At 64.4% G+C, this 16,011-nt stretch carries 15 protein-coding genes; 7 read left to right on the forward strand and 8 right to left on the reverse strand.

Translation table 11 applies throughout. The features are described from left to right. Nucleotides 1-59 precede the first annotated feature (59 nt). On the reverse strand, nt 60-3,191 hold the full coding sequence (locus D0Y85_RS10590; protein ID WP_117310416.1) for a TonB-dependent receptor: 3,132 nt from the start codon (nt 3,189-3,191) through the stop codon (nt 60-62). Nucleotides 3,192-3,596: 405 nt separating this feature from the next. On the opposite strand from D0Y85_RS10590, the gene D0Y85_RS10595 reads away from it, so the two are divergent. Further along, nucleotides 3,597-4,634, forward strand: coding sequence for a LacI family DNA-binding transcriptional regulator (locus tag D0Y85_RS10595; RefSeq protein ID WP_343202875.1), 1,038 nt, complete (start codon nt 3,597-3,599; stop codon nt 4,632-4,634). 24 nt (nt 4,635-4,658) lie between these two features. On the opposite strand, the gene arsN2 is transcribed toward D0Y85_RS10595, so the two are convergent. The 3 genes from arsN2 to D0Y85_RS10610 are packed head-to-tail and all read right to left on the reverse strand — an operon-like array spanning nt 4,659 to nt 6,252. Continuing rightward, the gene (gene arsN2 / locus D0Y85_RS10600) at nt 4,659-5,237 is read right to left on the reverse strand and encodes an arsenic resistance N-acetyltransferase ArsN2 (RefSeq protein ID WP_343202870.1); all 579 of its coding nucleotides are present in this window, start codon (nt 5,235-5,237) and stop codon (nt 4,659-4,661) included. Then, nucleotides 5,137-5,601: a Rap1a/Tai family immunity protein gene (locus D0Y85_RS10605; RefSeq protein WP_162887649.1), complete on the reverse strand. Its 465-nt coding sequence runs from the start codon at nt 5,599-5,601 to the stop codon at nt 5,137-5,139. Before D0Y85_RS10605 ends, arsN2 begins: the two co-directional genes overlap by 101 nt. Next, on the reverse strand, nt 5,602-6,252 hold the full coding sequence (locus D0Y85_RS10610; protein ID WP_117310419.1) for a hypothetical protein: 651 nt from the start codon (nt 6,250-6,252) through the stop codon (nt 5,602-5,604). It abuts the gene before it with no gap. A gap of 142 nt (nt 6,253-6,394) precedes the next feature. On the opposite strand from D0Y85_RS10610, the gene D0Y85_RS10615 reads away from it, so the two are divergent. Continuing rightward, nucleotides 6,395-6,673 carry a hypothetical protein gene (locus D0Y85_RS10615; protein WP_117311908.1) on the forward strand — a complete coding sequence of 93 codons (279 nt, stop codon included), beginning with the start codon at nt 6,395-6,397 and terminating at the stop codon, nt 6,671-6,673. A gap of 79 nt (nt 6,674-6,752) precedes the next feature. Here D0Y85_RS10615 and D0Y85_RS10620 read toward each other — a convergent pair whose 3' ends face one another. Further along, entirely contained in the window at nt 6,753-7,100 is a 348-nt protein-coding gene (locus D0Y85_RS10620; RefSeq protein WP_117310420.1) for an RcnB family protein, read from the reverse strand. 218 nt (nt 7,101-7,318) lie between these two features. Between D0Y85_RS10620 and chrA the strand changes: the two genes are divergently transcribed. The 5 genes from chrA to D0Y85_RS10645 all read left to right on the forward strand — a co-directional run bounded on the left by chrA (nt 7,319) and on the right by D0Y85_RS10645 (nt 12,747). Then, nucleotides 7,319-8,512 (forward strand): chromate efflux transporter, encoded by a 1,194-nt coding sequence (gene chrA, locus D0Y85_RS10625; RefSeq protein WP_117310421.1) that lies wholly within the window; start codon nt 7,319-7,321, stop codon nt 8,510-8,512. 105 nt (nt 8,513-8,617) lie between these two features. Next, entirely contained in the window at nt 8,618-9,313 is a 696-nt protein-coding gene (locus D0Y85_RS10630; RefSeq protein ID WP_117310422.1) for a response regulator transcription factor, read from the forward strand. Between the two features lie 9 nt (nt 9,314-9,322). Further along, nucleotides 9,323-10,591, forward strand: coding sequence for a HAMP domain-containing sensor histidine kinase (locus D0Y85_RS10635; protein WP_117310423.1), 1,269 nt, complete (start codon nt 9,323-9,325; stop codon nt 10,589-10,591). A gap of 49 nt (nt 10,592-10,640) precedes the next feature. Then, on the forward strand, nt 10,641-11,033 hold the full coding sequence (locus tag D0Y85_RS10640) for a diacylglycerol kinase (RefSeq protein ID WP_117310424.1): 393 nt from the start codon (nt 10,641-10,643) through the stop codon (nt 11,031-11,033). A gap of 112 nt (nt 11,034-11,145) precedes the next feature. Next, nucleotides 11,146-12,747, forward strand: a complete 1,602-nt coding sequence (locus D0Y85_RS10645) for a phosphoethanolamine--lipid A transferase (RefSeq protein ID WP_117310425.1) — start codon at nt 11,146-11,148, stop codon at nt 12,745-12,747. Between the two features lie 12 nt (nt 12,748-12,759). Here the strand turns inward: D0Y85_RS10645 and D0Y85_RS10650 are convergent, their stop codons facing one another. The 3 genes from D0Y85_RS10650 to fabF all read right to left on the reverse strand — a co-directional run bounded on the left by D0Y85_RS10650 (nt 12,760) and on the right by fabF (nt 16,008). Then, nucleotides 12,760-13,977, reverse strand: a complete 1,218-nt coding sequence (locus tag D0Y85_RS10650; protein ID WP_240329194.1) for a serine hydrolase domain-containing protein — start codon at nt 13,975-13,977, stop codon at nt 12,760-12,762. A gap of 139 nt (nt 13,978-14,116) precedes the next feature. Next, on the reverse strand, nt 14,117-14,728 hold the full coding sequence (locus D0Y85_RS10655) for a TetR/AcrR family transcriptional regulator (RefSeq protein WP_162887650.1): 612 nt from the start codon (nt 14,726-14,728) through the stop codon (nt 14,117-14,119). A gap of 2 nt (nt 14,729-14,730) precedes the next feature. Further along, nucleotides 14,731-16,008, reverse strand: a complete 1,278-nt coding sequence (gene fabF / locus D0Y85_RS10660) for a beta-ketoacyl-ACP synthase II (RefSeq protein WP_117310428.1) — start codon at nt 16,006-16,008, stop codon at nt 14,731-14,733. Nucleotides 16,009-16,011: the final 3 nt, after the last annotated feature.

Raw genomic sequence — 16,011 nt, forward strand, 5'->3', positions numbered from 1 at the left:
GTCCAATCCGCCAGCAGCCTTGAACGGGTGCCGCTGCCGTGGCAGCGGCACCCCACGGTTCAGAACCTGTAACGCACACCCAGCATGTAACGCGGGCTCTGGTCAGCCAGCTTCACGATCATCTGCGAGGTGCGCGAACGCCAGCGCACGTCCTCACCGGTCAGGTTGATCGCCTCCAGGCCGAACGACCAGTGGTCATCCAGGGTGTAGTTCACGCTGAGATCCCACTGTTCGTACGCCTCCACGTAGTACGGATTGCGGCTGGCGCCCTGGTTGGCCAGGATCAGGTACTGGTCACGCCAGTTCCACGCCAGCCGTACCGACCAACCGTATTTTTCGTACATCAGCATCGCATTGGCCGTGTCGCTCAGTCCCGTGAGCGAGAACTGGTCGATGCCCGGGTCACCGCCGTTGTCGTAGCCGACATCGCCATTGACGATGGTGTAGTTGGCCAGGACGCCGAACCCGGTGTCGCCGAAGAAGTACTGCCCGCCGATCTCCCAGCCATTCAGTTTGGCCTTGTTCTGGTTGATGGGGCGGTTCACGTTGAACTGGTATAGCGGGTCAGCGGCGGTACCGTACAGATCATAGGCCGCTTCGGTCGCCAGCACCTGTGCGTCGGTGCCATTGTAGGCACCCAGCCCGGCCGGATTGTTGCGCAGCAGGGCCAGCGCGGTGAACAGGGAGGTGTCGTTGGCCGAGCACGCCGCTGCATTGGCTGCACCGACCTGGGTGAGGCAGGCACCACTTGTGAGGAACGCCAGGGCCGCCTGCGCATCCGGGCCGGAGGTGGGGTCTCTCAGGCCGTACAGGTTCTCCTGGACGATGGTGTTGCCGATGAAATTGTTGACCGACTTGTTCCAGTACGTCAGCGACACGTAGCTGGCATCAGCGAAGTACCACTCCAGCGCAAGGTCCAGGTTGTCCGATTCCAGCGGCTTCAGCTGCGGGTTCTGGGCGGTGCCGCTGGCCCGCGACGACGGATCGATCAGCACCGAGCCGAACGGCTGCTGCGCACCCGGGCCGGCATAGAGATTGCCGATCGGCGCGCGTGCGATGCTCTTGCCGAACGAGACGCGCCCCTTCAGGTCGTCCATCAGGTCGATGCTGAAGTCGAGGTTGGGCAGGATGTAGCTGTAGCTGTTCTTCTCGGTAAACGGCTGTTGCTCGTTGGACAACACCACGCGGAAGTCGTTGTTGGACTGCCACTCGATGGCTTCAGGAATGGCGATGACCGAGGTCGACACCACATCGGTGGTCTCATAGCGCACGCCCAGACGGGTACTGGTGCGTCGGCCACCCAGCTCACCATCCAGCTCGACCTGGAAGTAGGCCGACTTCGTCTTCTCTTCCACCAGGTTGTCGGCGGCGCGCTGCGGGCTCACGCCGAGGTTGGCCCCATAATTGTCCGCCGCCCACTGCGCCAGGCGACCGGCATCGCCGCGCCAGGCCGTAAAGCTGTTGGCATTGAAGTCGTTGAACAGCCCGACGATGTTGACCGGCTGCAGCAGGTCCATCAGGCCGTTGGCAACATCCCCGTCAACATTGGCCACGCCCCAATCGCCCAGGGTGTTGTAGTTCTCTGCTGCCTGGATGCGGTGGGTGGTCTGCTTGCTCGAGTCCACACCAAACTGGAAGCGCCCCTTGTCGAAGCTCCACTCGCCGTCGACACGGCCCTGCTTGATCTCGCTGATCTGGGTCTGCGAGTTGATGCGCAACACCTGCGAACCAATCTCGCCCGGCGCGAAGCCCGGATTGACCACGCCATTGGTGTTGGCGATGGCATCGGCCGTGCTCGGGAACCAGACCTGGGTGCCGATCGGCAGGCCATTGTTGAAGACCATTTCCTGCACCCATGAGCCGCCGCAATGCGGCCCGGTGGTGCAGTTGTTGGTGCCGGCGATGCTGCTGAAGATGGAGCCGCCACCGGTGAGCGGATCGTTCGGGCGGCTTTCGTTCTTCGAGTTGTGCGCATCGAAGCTGAGCTTGAAGCGGTCGGTCACATTCCAGACCGCGTTCAGGCCGAGCGAACCCAGCTTGTACTTCTGCATGCTGCGCTGCTGCTCAAGGCCGAAATCCTTGGTGCCGGCGATTTCACGGATGTAGATCGGCGTGGCAACCGCACCGCTGGTATCGAATTCGACGTCGGTGTAGTTGCTGTTCTGCAGCCACATGCCCTGCTCGCCACGATTCTCAGTGATCTCGTTGGTCGAATAGGTGTAATCCAGGGTCAAGGTCACCGCATCGGTCGGCGCGAACTGCAGCACGGCCTGGCCGTTGATGCGCTCACGCTCGAATTCGGAGAAGGCATAGCGCAGGTCGTTCGGCCGCGCATACAGCGCACCGATGGCCGGTGCATTGACCACCCTCGGGTTGCCCGGCATCGTGCCGGTCCACGGCTGCACGTTCCAGTAGTTGTCGGTGGCCTGCACCGAACCGCCCTTGCGCTTCTGGTAGCTGGCGCTCACGCCAACACCGAGAGTCTTGTCCGGGTTGGTGTAACTGAAGATGCCGGACAGTTCCGGCGTCAGATCGTCGCCGAACGGCTGGCTGCGGTCGGAGACGGCCTTCGCCCCGGCACTGGCGACGATGCCCTCGTGGTCGAACGGCCGCGAGGTCAGGATGTTGATGGTGGCACCGATGCCACCGCTGGGGACATTGGCCTGGCTGGTCTTGTAGACCTCGATGCCATTGATGGCTTCAGCGGCCAGCTGGGCGAAGTTGAAGGCACGGGTGCCGCCGTCGACACCACCGATGGCGACCTGCCCCGACGCACCGAACGCATCGGCGCCCGGCATCTGGCGGCCGTTGAGCGTCACCATGTTGAACTGAGGGCCGAAACCACGTGCCGTTACCTGTGCACCCTCACCATCACGGCGTTCGATCGAGATGCCGGTGATGCGCTGCAGGGATTCGGCCAGGTTGGTATCGGGGAACTTGCCGATGTCCTCCGCACTGATCGCATCCACCACGCCGGCCGAATCACGCTTGATGTCCATGGCCTGGCTGAGGCTGTTGCGGATGCCGGTGACCTGCACGGTGTCCAGCTGTGTCGGGCTGGGCGGGTTCTGCTGCCCGGCGACGGGTGCCGGCGTTGACGCCTCCTGTGCGAATGCGGGATTGATGACCAGGACGCCACCGACAAAGGTGAACATGGCCCGGGATGTGAACTTCGCCAGCCTCCGGCTCATGGACGAGCCCTCCGGCCTGGGGTACGACGGAAAGTAGCAGCGCTCATGACTCTCCCCTCTGACATACGATCGAATGGATGTACCGCCCCTCCTGGGGGCACGTACGGGCGACGCCCGTCTTCCACACCGAACATCGCAGTGCGCTTTGCATTCACTGCGACTCAAACTCGCTTTCAGACTTGCCGGAACAGCCGCGCGGTAAAGGGGGGGCATCCGCTGGCCTTACAGCGGCCAAGTGGTAGCGCTACCATCGCGTCAGGGCGCAGACTACTCATCCGCAATCGCGCTTGTCATCATGCAGCGCAGCAAAGGAATCCAGCCTTGAAAAACCGCCATAAAGCGGTCCGTCGGAAAGCAAACGCCATCACCATCGATGACGTCGCTGCCCATGCAGGTGTTTCCGCCATGACGGTGTCACGCGTCATCAACGGCCATGCCGGGGTACGCGAAGGCAACCGCGAACGCGTCCTGCGCAGCGTACTGGCGCTGGACTACCGGCCCAACCCTGCTGCCTCCGCCCTGGCTGCGGCGCAGCACACCTGCATCGCCCTGATCTACACCAACCCCAGCTCCAGCTACCTGCGCGAACTGCTGGTCGGCGCGCTGCGCGGTTCCACCCGGTCGGCGGCGCAGCTGGTCATCGCTGCCTGGGATGAGCTGGGCACCCCGGCGCGTCGCGAGGCGGCACGGCAACTTGCCACCACCGTGGCAGGCGTGATTCTTCCGCCGCCGCTGTGTGAATCGAAGGACATCGTCGAGGTATTCGTCAACGCGGGCGTTCCCGTCGTCTCCATCGCCTCCAGCCGCTTCAGCGACAGGATCTCCTGCGTGCGCATCGACGACCGCCAGGCCAGCCATGACATGGTGTCGCACCTCATCGCCCACGGGCATACCCGCATCGGCTATATCAAAGGCGACCCGAACCAGACTGCCAGCGCACACCGCTGGCAGGGCTACCGGGATGCACTGGCCAACGCCGGCATCGGCTACGACGACGCGCTCGTGCAACCCGGCTGCTTCACCTACCGTTCCGGCCTGGAGGCAGCCGAGCGGCTGCTGGCCCAGGGCCCGCCACCCAGTGCGATCTTCGCCAGCAACGATGACATGGCATCGGCGGTTGTTTCAGTGGCCCACCGCCGCGGCCTGCAGGTGCCGGGGGATCTTTCGGTGGTTGGCTTCGACGACACCTCCGCCGCGACCATGGTGTGGCCGGAACTGACCACCATCCATCAGCCTGTCGCAGAGATGGCGGACAACGCGATAGACATCCTGCTGCGGGAAATGCGCCGCCCCGCGTCTTCAAGGCGCGCCAGCGTCAACCACGTGCTTGCGCATCAGTTGATCACGCGCGCCTCGGTATCGACACCGCAGCGGTCCTCTGCACGCCGGGCATCCCGGATCGCGACGCGGCAAGCCCCGGACATCGATGGACAAGGGGGCTGAAGCACCCGCCGGGTCCCGGCCGGCCTACAGCCGACGCATCATCAGCTGGGCCGAGCCTGGGCACAGTTCACTGAACTGCGTCGACGCAGCGATGAATCCCGGTGCTGCATCGCGCGCGACACGCTCATAGCCAAGCTGCTCGAAGAACGGTGCTGCCGTGGTCGTGAGAAGGAACACGGTCCTGCCACCCGCTGCCTTGGCATGCCGCTCCAGCTCCACCACCAGTTGCCGCCCCAGGCCCCTGCCCTGCGACATCGGATGGATCGCCAACGAGCGCAGGAGCACGACGCCGCGGCTCGACTCATAGCCCACGCAACCGAGCAGCTCTCCGTTCAACGACGCTGCCAGAAAGGTGATCGGCCTGCCTGCACGCAGATCCTCCGTAGGCAGGCCGCTGGCCTCCAGCAGGGCCAGCACGTCGGCAGACAACGCTGTCTCCATCACTCGCACGCGGCAGCTCTCGCTTTGTTCCGGCCAGGCGACCTGAAGCGGCGGCAGGGGCTCATCGCCCACTCCGCGCGGCGTGGGCGCGGTCGCCGCTGGACGCTGCCTGCTGGCAGGGAAACGCAGTCTCCAGCGCCTCAATGACCAGAGATGCGGCATCCTGATGCAGTCGTTCGGCGGGTAGCTGCCGGATGTGCGAAGACACACGGTCGACCAGTTCATGGGGAAGAATATGTCCCTGGCCACACCACTGCCCTCGGCCTGTATCCGCAACGCCCTGGATGTAGGCGCCCGCGCGGGCGCTCGACAGGTTCCGGCACTGATCGCCGTCGCAGAATCCGTCTTCACCCCTGCCCTGCAGGAGCTTGGCCAACTCTGCTCCGCTCACGAACCAGGTGCGCGTGACCGGCGCTGTCTGCGCCAGCGCAGATCCGGCCAGCATGCAGAAGCAGAGAACGAGGGCGCCGTGCAAGCAGCGTGCTCTCCTGCTGACTGGATCCCTGCGGGTGCCTGTGCTTGTCATCTAGTTCTCCTGGGCCGCATGGCCGCGCTCCTGGATACGGTCGAACTGATTGCGTGGAGTGAACTGCGGGTCGTCCGCTCCGTCCAGCATGAGCTCGACCATTGCATCGAAGGTCGCAGCGGTCTCACCGGACTGCGCCGGCGTCATGAAGCTGGAATCGCCCTTGCCGGCGAGCTGGACCGCAGCAACCGTCTCCCGCTCACCGTCCTCGGCCCATAGGTAGTCGTGCACCAGTGCCACGCCGTGCTCGCCAGGCTCAAGAAAATCGGCAGCGCCCCGCGCCATCGCCAGAAACACGACCAGATCATAGAGGTTCTCGGAATACGTCAGCGATCCTGCCACGAAGTACGCGCCAGCCTGATCGTAGGCCGCAACCTTGATGTTCTCCGCCTGCGCCGATTCCAGGAGGGCGGCCAACGCTGCGCGATTGTCCGCGTGCCGGGCCAGCATTGCAGTGCAATCGGAGAGGAATTCACCGAGCTCCACATCACTGGACGCAGCCAGATCGACGCCGCCGGGCAGGCGCCACCGGCCGGCGATGGATCGCCAGTCATTCCACCTCGATGCTGCAGGCACCGGGGCCGCCAACCAGCGTGCAAGACGCTCGCGCGGCAGCTGCAGCCTGAGCAGGGCCGAATAGGGTTCGGACATGGCTCGCGCCCATTCTCTGATCTTCGACAGCTTGGCTTGTACCAAACAACGTCAGCCAAGCCAACTGCGGCAACCGGGCACGTGCTGTTAACGCTCCCGCATTATGCTGACCGCCTCATTGGACTTCCGCGAGGTGCACCCCTTGACCAAGCTGCATACCCTGGTGATCGCCGGCTGCCTGTGTGCCTTCAGCCCCTTGGCCCTGGCTGAAACCGTGAACCTGACCAACAGCGCCGACGGTGCCAACCGCGAGGCCGGCATTGCCGCAGTCAAGAAAAGACTCCACGACGCGTGCACCGATCGCAAGGGCTCGCCCGACGCAGCGTCGTTCGAAGTGGTCTTTGAGAAGACCAGCGACAACCCGAACGTACCCAAGCCGTATTACGTGGACGGCAAGATGAAGTGCGAGTTGCCGGGGTGAGAGCGCGATGCCACCGGCGGTCGTGCCGCCATTACCCCCGCGGCGGCTGCGTGCCGCCCGGGGGCCCGTGCCGGAATCCCTAGCGACGCAAGGCGTCGATGATCACGCCGGTGGCGATCTCCACCAGCAGGTATTCCGTATCCGACTGCCGCACCCAACGCTGACCGCGACCGGGGTCGCGCAGACGGTAATGCGCGTAGTCGTCCACCCAGTAGCGGCGGTCAACCTCGGCCCAGGGCAAGCGGTCACCGCGGCGCCATGCCTTTTTCTGCCAGCCCGGCGGGGGTGCGTCGCGGTTGTGGGGGCCGCCTGCATGGGGCGGCGGTCCGTTGCCCCGTGCATGGTGCGGCGGATCGGCCCAAGCGGGGGCGGCCACCAGGGAGACTGCCGCACCCAGGGCAATGCCAAGCAAACGTCCGGTTTTCATGGGGATACTCCCGGTCCAGCCGCGGTATGCGGCGTCGTGGCTCGGAATATAGAGCAGCGCCTGTGAACGAATCCATGCGCCCGGCCGGTAACGGTTCAGCGTGCCCCCGCCTCGTTCGCTGGTCCGAAAAGGCGCCTGCAATCAGCTACATCGGGACTGTGTATCCTCGGCCCGTGACCGGATCGCCGCCCCCGCCCGAAGCTGATGCCGCTGACGCGATGAAAGGCCGCGGCAACGCTATGGAGGTGTTCTCGGTCTTCCTCAAGCTGGGGCTGACATCCTTTGGTGGGCCTATCGCCCATCTCGGCTATTTCCACCGTGAATTCGTGCAGCGCCGTCGCTGGCTCGATGATGCCGGCTTCGCCCAACTGCTGATGGTCTGCCAGTTCCTGCCGGGACCGGCCAGCAGCCAGATGGGCCTCGCCATCGGCCTGTTCCGGGGCGGCTGGCGGGGCGCGTTGGCGGCATTCGCCGCATTCACCCTGCCCTCTGCGCTGCTGATGCTTGGTTTTGCCGCCGCGGTCTCTCGATTGCATCATGGGGTCTACCCGGCGGTCGTCCACGGTCTGAAACTGGTGGCCGTTGCGGTGGTTGCCCACGGCTTGGTGGGCATGGCGCGGCAACTGCTTCCCGATGTGCGGCATGCGTTGATTGCCTGCCTCGCCCTGGCCGTAGCGGTACTGGCAGGCAATGGATGGGGATCGCTGATCGCGGTGGGGCTGGGCGGCCTGCTGGGCATGTGGCTGTGCACGCACGCAAGGGCGCCTGTTGCTGCGGTGTTTCCGGTCCGGTACGGCGCACGTGGTGCCGCCATCAGCCTGGCACTTTTTGTCGCCGGATTGGCGGCTTCCCTGGTGCTGCCCCTCTCTACCGTGCCGACGGCACCACGCATTGCAAGCGCGTTCTATCAGGCAGGGGCCTTGGTCTTTGGTGGAGGCCATGTCGTACTGCCGCTGCTGCAGCATGCGGTGGTTGACAGCGGCTGGGTAGGACCAGACACGTTCCTTGCCGGCTACGGTGCCGCGCAGGCGATGCCCGGCCCGATGTTCTCGCTCGCGGCGTTTCTTGGTGCAGAGGCGTCATCGGGTCTGCCAGCGGTGGTAGGCGCAGGGATTGCGTTGCTGGCCATCTTCCTGCCGGGATTCCTGTTGCTGCTGTCGGTACTGCCGATATGGAACCAGTTGGTGTGCCGACCGTGGGCGGCCAGAGCAGTGGCCGGGGCCGGTGCGGCCGTGGTCGGTCTGCTGGCCGCCGCGTTCCATGATCCAGTGTGGACGGAAGGCGTGCGCGCGCCGATCGATCTTGCGATCGCCGCGGTGGGCTTTGCGCTGCTGGCGGTTGCGCGGATCTCGGCGGCGTGGGTGGTGCTGTGGTGCGTCGCTGCTGCGCTGGCCGTACAGCGGCTCATGTAGCACTCTGTGCCTGAGCTTGGCGGGGTCGTGCGGCACCTCCCTGCACTTGGCAAACCACAGGTGATCGTCCAAAGTCCGCTGCTCATGCACGGATGCACGTAGCCCATGACACGACTGCTCATCATTGAAGACAACCCCGAGCTGGTTGCCAACCTTTACGCGTTCTTCGAGCCACTGGGCTACGTACTTGACGATGCACGGGATGGTGCCAGCGGCCTGCGCAGGGCAACGCAGCATGATTACGATGCCATCCTGCTGGACCTGATGCTGCCCCGCCTCGATGGCATGGCACTGTGCCAGACACTCCGCGAGAAGTTTCAGAACCCGGTGCCGATCCTGATGCTGACCGCCCGTGATCCGGTGGAAGACCGCGTGCAGGGGCTCGCGCTGGGTGCGGATGATTACCTGGTCAAACCCTTTTCCCTGAAGGAGCTGGACGCGCGCATCAAGGCGCTGGTCCGCCGTGCCCAGGGCCGGCAGGTGCAGAGCGTGCTGGCCTGGGCGGACCTGCGGGTCGACACCCGTTCGCCACAGGCATGGCGCCAGGGCCAGGTCCTCAACCTGACACCGACCACGCACAAGCTGCTGATGTGCCTGATGCGTGCCGCGCCGGCGGTGGTGCGCAAGCAGGAGATGGAGTACCTGATATGGGGCGACGAGCCGCCGGAGAGCGGCGCGCTACGTACACATATCCATGAGCTGCGCCTTCAGGTGGACAGGCCGTTCGACCCTGCACTCATTGCGACCGTGCACAGCGTCGGCTGGCGCCTGGGCACGCCGGCGCCAGCACACGCGGAATAGTCGCCACCCATGAATGCCCGCTCGCTGAAGTCCCTCTATCGAAGCTTGACCCTGAGAACGCGCATCACCGTTGCCTTCGTGCTGCTGATGGCCGGTGCCATGGGCTTCATCGTACTGGTCGAACTGGTGGACTATGACGAAGTAAGGGCCTCTGTGGTTTCGATGAGCCAGGACCGGGAGGTCCGCAGGCTGCAGGTGGCCTTGGCTCAGGGCGTGCAACCGGACCTGCCGGAAGGCAGCCAGCTGTTTGATCCGCATACGGTTCCGCAGGTGCTGCGCCGGTACGGGCTGGGTTACCACGGTGAAGCCGCACCGAACGAATGGCACCTTCGGGTCTTCGAAAGCAACGGGCAGCGCTACTACCTGCTGCAGCACGGTGATCACTACGCCTACCTCGAGCACCTGATCAACGCCTTTGCTGCGCTGGTCATCCTGACCTGCGTGTTCTGTGCGTTCTGGATTGGTCGGCGGACGTCGGCCCACGTCATCGCGCCCATTACGCGCCTGGCTGATGCCGTGCAGAACAAGCACAAGCCCTTTCCCTTCCAGGACGCGCGCGACGAGATCGGCGTTCTGGCGCGCGCCTTTGCCCAGCACAGCGACGAACTTGAGCAGTTCCTGCAGCGTGAACAATGCTTCGCCGGCGACGCCAGCCATGAACTGCGCACACCACTGGCGATCATCGGTGGCGCCGCCGAAACGCTGCAGCACCAGCTGCCGGCCGACAGCCGGCTGCTGGCCAGTGCCGAGCGCATTGTGCGGACCACGCAGGAAATGCAGCGCCAGCTGACCTGCCTGCTGCTGCTTTCCCGCGACCCCAGGACGGTGCCACGCAGCAACCTGCTGCTGCGCCCGGTGATCGAGGAATGCATGGCGCGATGCGTGCCGTGGCTGGCAGGAAAGCCGGTGCGCCTGACCCTTGATGCTGCACAGGACGAGCAGCTGCTGACCAATGACGTGCTGGCACAGAGCGTGATCTGGAACCTGCTGCGCAATGCGTGCCAGTACACGGAGGAAGGCGAGGTACGGGTGGAACTGCGTGGCACCACGCTGCGGGTTGCCGATACCGGCCCGGGGCTGCCGTCCAGCATCGACGCGCAGCAGTTCCAGCGCTTCGTGACCAGCGCCCGGCAGAGCGGCGAAGGTCTGGGCCTGTCCATCGTGCAGCGCGTGGTCGAGCATCTTGGCTGGCAGATGACGGTCGAGACCTCGGTGCGAGGCTGCTGCTTCACCCTGCAGATGCGCCCAGCCGCAGCCGATACCCTGACAGCTTCCTGACATTGCTCCTTCCACCCTTGCCGGATCTCTTCATGAGGGCAGGTACGAAATGCAGCCAGGGCAACCCAAGGGCAACGGCAAGTACGCGCACGGCAAGACCGGGCTGCGCCGCATCCTGCATACCGTGATCCATTCCCGCGACGGTTTCGTCGCGACATTCAAGGGTGAGGCCGCGTTCCGGCAGCTGCTGTTGCTGCATGCCGCGCTGGCAACCGTCGCGCTCCTGCTGGAGGTCAGCCGCAGCGAGCGCGCCCTGATGCTGATGGTCTGCTTCATCAGCCTGCTGGTGGAGCTGCTCAACTCGGCCATCGAAGCGGTGGTCGATCGCATCTCTCTGGAACACCATCCGCTTTCCAAGAACGCCAAGGACATGGGCAGTGCCGCACAGAGCACGGCCCTGCTGATGGTGGCTACGGTGTGGGCCGTGGTCCTGATGGGATGAGCAAGGAACCTGACAACTTCCTGATGAACGCGTCCAGATACTGCGCGCACTTCTGGCTCAGCGGATTCTGCACGTGCGTTCATGCTTCAGGTCTGTCCCGCAACATCCGATCATGCTTGTCTGGTGCACGGCATTGTTCTTCACCACGCTGGGAAACATCGCTCTCTGGAAGACGCTCTGGTCTCTCATCGATATCCATGATCTGCGCAGCGCTTTGTTCTTCTGCAGCCTTCCGGTGCTGCTGCTGTGCCTGTTCAATCTGCTGTTCACGCCCATCGGCATGCTCCCCTATGCGCGCAAACCGGTGCTGGCGTTGCTGGTTGTCGCCAGCGCTGCGTGCACCTACTTCATGCTGCATTACAACGTACTGATCGACCGCGACATGGTGCAGAACGCGCTGGAGACCAACCAGGCTGAGATGACCTCCTACCTGTCGCTGCCGTTGCTGTTGACGGTGCTGTTGCTGGGCGCGCTGCCCACATGCGTTCTGCTGATCATGCGCAGTGGAAACAGCGGGCGTCCTTTGCGGGCGGCGCTGGTGTGGTTGGGGAATGTACTGGCGACGCTGATGGTGCTGGCAGCGGTAAGCCTGGCGTTCTACAAAGAGTATTCGTCGCTGCTCCGCAACAACCGCTACATCCGCGAGCAGGTGCTGCCGCTGAACGTCCTGCGTCACACCTATGGCTACCTCCGGAGCAGCTACAGCGCCAAGGCACAGCCGCTGCGCACGATCGGCGAAGACGCCGCGCGCACGCCCGGCGAGCGCCCTCGCCTGGTCATCCTGGTGGCCGGCGAGACGGCACGTGCAAAGAACTTCCAGCTCAACGGCTATCCGCGCCCGACCAACCCGCAGCTGTCACGCAGGGACGGCGTCATCAGCTTCCGGGACGTTGCATCCTGCGGCACATCAACAGCCGTGTCACTGCCGTGCATGTTCTCGCAGATGCCACGATCGCAGTACGAGGGCGTCGCTGCGGCATCGGAAGAGAACGTACTGGACATCCTGCAGCGCACCGGCGCCAGCGTGCTCTGGCGCGACAACAACAACGGTGGCTGCAAGGGCGTGTGCAACCGCATTCCCACCGACGACATGCCGCCGCTGAAGGTGCCTGGGTTGTGCGTGAACAAGGACGGCACCTGCCATGACGAGATCCTGCTGCACCAGCTGGACACGCGCATCGCGGCCATGCAGGGTGATGGTCTGATCGTGCTGCACCAGCTGGGCAGCCATGGCCCCACCTACTTTGAACGCTATCCCGCCGACTCCAGGGCATTCAGCCCTACCTGCGACAGCAACCAGATACAGAAGTGCAGCAACGAAGCGCTGACCAACACCTATGACAATACCCTGGTCTATACCGACCGGCTGCTGGGCAAGGCCATCGACCTGCTGCAGACCTATTCGGAGCAGCGTGACGTTGCACTGATCTATGTCTCCGATCACGGCGAGTCGCTTGGCGAGCACGGTCTGTATCTGCACGGAACGCCCTACTTCATTGCGCCACGCGAGCAGACCCAGGTGCCGATGGTGATGTGGTTCTCCCCGGGCTTTGCGACCCATGCCCGCCTTGATCTGGCCTGCCTGCGCCATGCTGCAGGCACCGATTCCTACAGCCACGACAATCTCTTCCACTCCCTGCTGGGACTGTTCGCCATCAGCAGCGGTATCTACCAGCCGGGACTGGATGTGTTCGCGGGCTGCCGCATTCCCTAGCGTGCTGGCCGGTCACAGCGTCTCTGCCAGCCGCAGCACATCCATGGGAAACGCGGCGTAATCGTCGAGCGGGGCGCGGTGGCTCTCCCGCCGTTGAATCTGCCTTACCGCCACCACGCCCTTGTCGGGAACAATGACCAGGTGCTGGCCGAGGTAGCCGTTGGCGGCGTAGGCCGCCACCGGCCCTCGGTCGATGTCGAAGATATCGCCGAGCTTCAGTCCACGCCCGGTGATTTCCGCAGCGTAGCGCTGTGGCCAGCTCGGTCCCAGCCGTTCGGCCAGAAAGCTGATCAGCGCTGACTTGCTGTCAAATACCTGGCCGTCGGCGGCCAGCAGCGCGTCCAGCATCACGGCATCCATGCTGCGAGCGCTCAGAAGCGTGGCTGCACCGGCCTTCAATCGGTAGTGCTCCCATGCGGGGATGCGCCACCACAACAGGCCGACGTCGGGGGAACGCGCGCTTTCGGCGGTCATCAACGCCACCGAGCGTTCGCTCAGCAACCGCTTGCCGCCCGGGGTGACGCCGCCGTCCAGCATCAATCGTCCGATCGCTGCAAGATCAACCGCCGACAACGACAGCCCGGCCATGCCCATGGGCGTCCCGGCCTGGTCCTTCATCCATGGATGGCCGGTGATGCCAAGCGGCTTGAACAACCGTTCGTCCAGATAGACATCCAGTGGCTTGCCGGCAAGCCGCTGCACGATGTCCGGCAGAAGATTGGTCGCCTTGTTGTTGTAGGCGAAGGTGGTGCCTGGATCGCTGGAAATTTCGGCCGCCAGCGCCAGCTTCACCAGATCCGGCGCGCCCTCCAGTTCCACCCCCGCGTTGGCCACGTTCTGCAGGCCGGAGGTGTGGTCCATCAACATCCGGATCGTGATGTCCCGCTTCCTGCCCTGGCGCCATTCCGGGTACACCGTGCTGACCGGTTCGTCGATGGATGCGAGCTTGCCGTCATCGAGCAGCAGCCCGATGGCCAGGGCGACGACGGACTTGGTCGCCGACATCAGGTGGATGCGGTCTTCACCGGCTGCCGGCGCGATCTGCAGCAGCACCCCGCGCCCGCTTTCAATGTAGACCGCGTCGGAATGCGCGTTGCGGGCATTCCGCTCTATCGCTGCCAAGGCATCAGGCGTGTTGGCTGCGGCCACAAACGGGTGTAATGCCAGGAAGACTATGCAGGCAAGCAGACGTGCTCTCATGGCGGGCTCCTTCAATGGATACAGAAACAATGACTACATTTGTAGTCAATCTGCAGTGCATGAAGTCATGCTTCCTGGACTGGAATCGAGCGTGCGCTGAATGCCTGGTCGGGCCATGGCGAAAGCCGGATGGCCTTGAGGCATCGACTCAATGTTCCCGGAGAGTCTTTCAGGCCTGCGGGCGCGTCATCCCATAGGCGCGCATGAAGAGCGCCACGGTTGCTTCACTCCCGGACACGGGCATCGCCCCATGAGGCAGGCCATGTTCTGTAAGGATGAGCCTGAGGAACTTCTCACTGTCATCCGAGTGGCTCGAGCGGACCGGGGCGCTCGCCATCGCTCGTGTCGCAAGCTCCAGATACGGTTCCAGTTTCGTGTTCCAGTGTTCCATGTAGACATCACGCGCATGATCAGAACGCGACAGCGTCCGGCAGAAGGCCTGGCATGCCGGGTCCGCTGCCAACCGTTCGATGCCGTCACTGATGCGCATCAGCACATCACCAAGATCCATTGCTCCGTGCGCGTCGAGCCGGGCATCCGGTATCGATGCCAGATGGCCGTCCATGACCGCCCTGTAGAGCCGCGCCTTGTCACGATAGTGCGCATAGATCGTGACCTTGGTAACGCCACAGACCTCGGCAATGCGCTTCATCGTCGCGTTCTCGAACCCTTCTTCCGCAAACACAGTGCCGGCGGCATCCAGCATCCAGCGCCGGCTCAACGCCCGTGCACCTTCCCAGCGCAGGGCGGTTTTGCTTGGGAAGCCGCTGGAGGCAGCCACGCTCACATGCACCTGAACAGTGCACTGGCATTGACGCCGCCAAAACCGAATCCATTGGTCAACGCGAACTCGATGCCAGCCGTGCGCGGCACGCCGGCGACGATCGAAAGCCCTTCGGCCAACGGATCGGGGCGGCCGAGGTTGAGTGTCGCTGGTGCGACCTGATCGCGCAAAGCAAGCACGGTAAAGATGGCTTCGATGCCGCCAGCTGCCCCGAGCAGGTGTCCGGTGCTGGACTTGGTGGCAGAGATCAGAAGATCTGGGCGGGCACCGAACAGGGCACGCATGGCCGCAAGCTCTGCCCGATCCCCCACCTGGGTCGAGGTTGCGTGCGCGTTGATGTGGTCGACCTGCCCCGCGGCAATGCCCGCCTGCGCCAGCGCGATCTCCATCGCCCTGCGCGCACCACTGCCGTCGTCGGGGCCCGAAGTCAGATGATACGCATCGGAGGTGGTGCCGTAGCCGACCAGCTCGGCCAGCGGGGTGGCGCCACGCGCCAGCGCATGATCCAGCCGCTCGATCACCAGCAGCCCTGCCCCTTCGGACATGACGAAGCCGTCCCGCTGCTCATCAAACGGGCGGGACGCTGCCTGTGGCGTGTCGTTGAACGACGTGCTCAGTGCCTTGGCCGCCGCAAAGCCGCCCAGGCTGACCCGATGCATCGCAGCTTCCGCGCCACCACACAGTGCAATGTCCGCCTCGCCGGACCGGATGAGGCGCGCCGCATCACCAATGGCTTGGACGCCCGCCGCGCATGCCGTGACGGGTGCGCTCTGCGGCCCCTTGAACCCGTACCGGATCGACGCCTGCCCTGCCGCCATATTGGCCAGGAAGGTAGGCGCAGTGAAAGGCGACAACCGGCCAGGCCCACGGCTTTCGGTGGTGTGCACCGCATTGACGATGGATCCAAAGCCACCGATCCCCGTCGCAATCACGGTCGCCGTTCGCAGCAGGCCACGCTCATCAGCCTCACGCCACCCGGCCTGCGCAAGCGCTTCGTGGGCGGCCACCAGCGCAAACTCGACAAACCGGTCCATCTTCTTCAGATCTTTCGGCGCGATGATGTCGCTGGAGTCGAAGCCCGCCTCAGGATCCTGCACCCGGTCGGGCACGCGGCCGCCTACGTCGCAGCCCGTTCCGGCGGAAAGCGCATCGCCCAGCGGGCCAATTCCGGAACGTCCCGCCAGCAGGCGGGACCACACCGTTTCTACGCCGCAGCCCAGCGGGCTCACCACACCCATTCCGGTCACTACGATGCGATCTTTGTCGGCAATGTTCAAGAC

The sequence above is a fragment of the Stenotrophomonas sp. G4 genome, assembly GCF_003428825.1.
Lineage (GTDB): Bacteria > Pseudomonadota > Gammaproteobacteria > Xanthomonadales > Xanthomonadaceae > Stenotrophomonas > Stenotrophomonas indicatrix.

Bases quoted from the DNA above. Each gene is read 5' to 3' on its own strand.
- D0Y85_RS10620 (WP_117310420.1), bottom strand. From the start codon at position 7,100: ATGAAAACCGGACGTTTGCTTGGCATTGCCCTGGGTGCGGCAGTCTCC.
- chrA (WP_117310421.1), top strand. From the start codon at position 7,319: ATGAAAGGCCGCGGCAACGCTATGGAGGTGTTCTCGGTCTTCCTCAAG.
- arsN2 (WP_343202870.1), bottom strand. From the start codon at position 5,237: ATGCCGCATCTCTGGTCATTGAGGCGCTGGAGACTGCGTTTCCCTGCC.
- D0Y85_RS10595 (WP_343202875.1), top strand. From the start codon at position 3,597: ATGACGGTGTCACGCGTCATCAACGGCCATGCCGGGGTACGCGAAGGC.
- D0Y85_RS10590 (WP_117310416.1), bottom strand. From the start codon at position 3,191: ATGAGCCGGAGGCTGGCGAAGTTCACATCCCGGGCCATGTTCACCTTT.
- D0Y85_RS10605 (WP_162887649.1), bottom strand. From the start codon at position 5,601: ATGACAAGCACAGGCACCCGCAGGGATCCAGTCAGCAGGAGAGCACGC.
- D0Y85_RS10630 (WP_117310422.1), top strand. From the start codon at position 8,618: ATGACACGACTGCTCATCATTGAAGACAACCCCGAGCTGGTTGCCAAC.
- D0Y85_RS10610 (WP_117310419.1), bottom strand. From the start codon at position 6,252: ATGTCCGAACCCTATTCGGCCCTGCTCAGGCTGCAGCTGCCGCGCGAG.
- D0Y85_RS10645 (WP_117310425.1), top strand. From the start codon at position 11,146: ATGCTTGTCTGGTGCACGGCATTGTTCTTCACCACGCTGGGAAACATC.
- D0Y85_RS10640 (WP_117310424.1), top strand. From the start codon at position 10,641: ATGCAGCCAGGGCAACCCAAGGGCAACGGCAAGTACGCGCACGGCAAG.
- D0Y85_RS10635 (WP_117310423.1), top strand. From the start codon at position 9,323: ATGAATGCCCGCTCGCTGAAGTCCCTCTATCGAAGCTTGACCCTGAGA.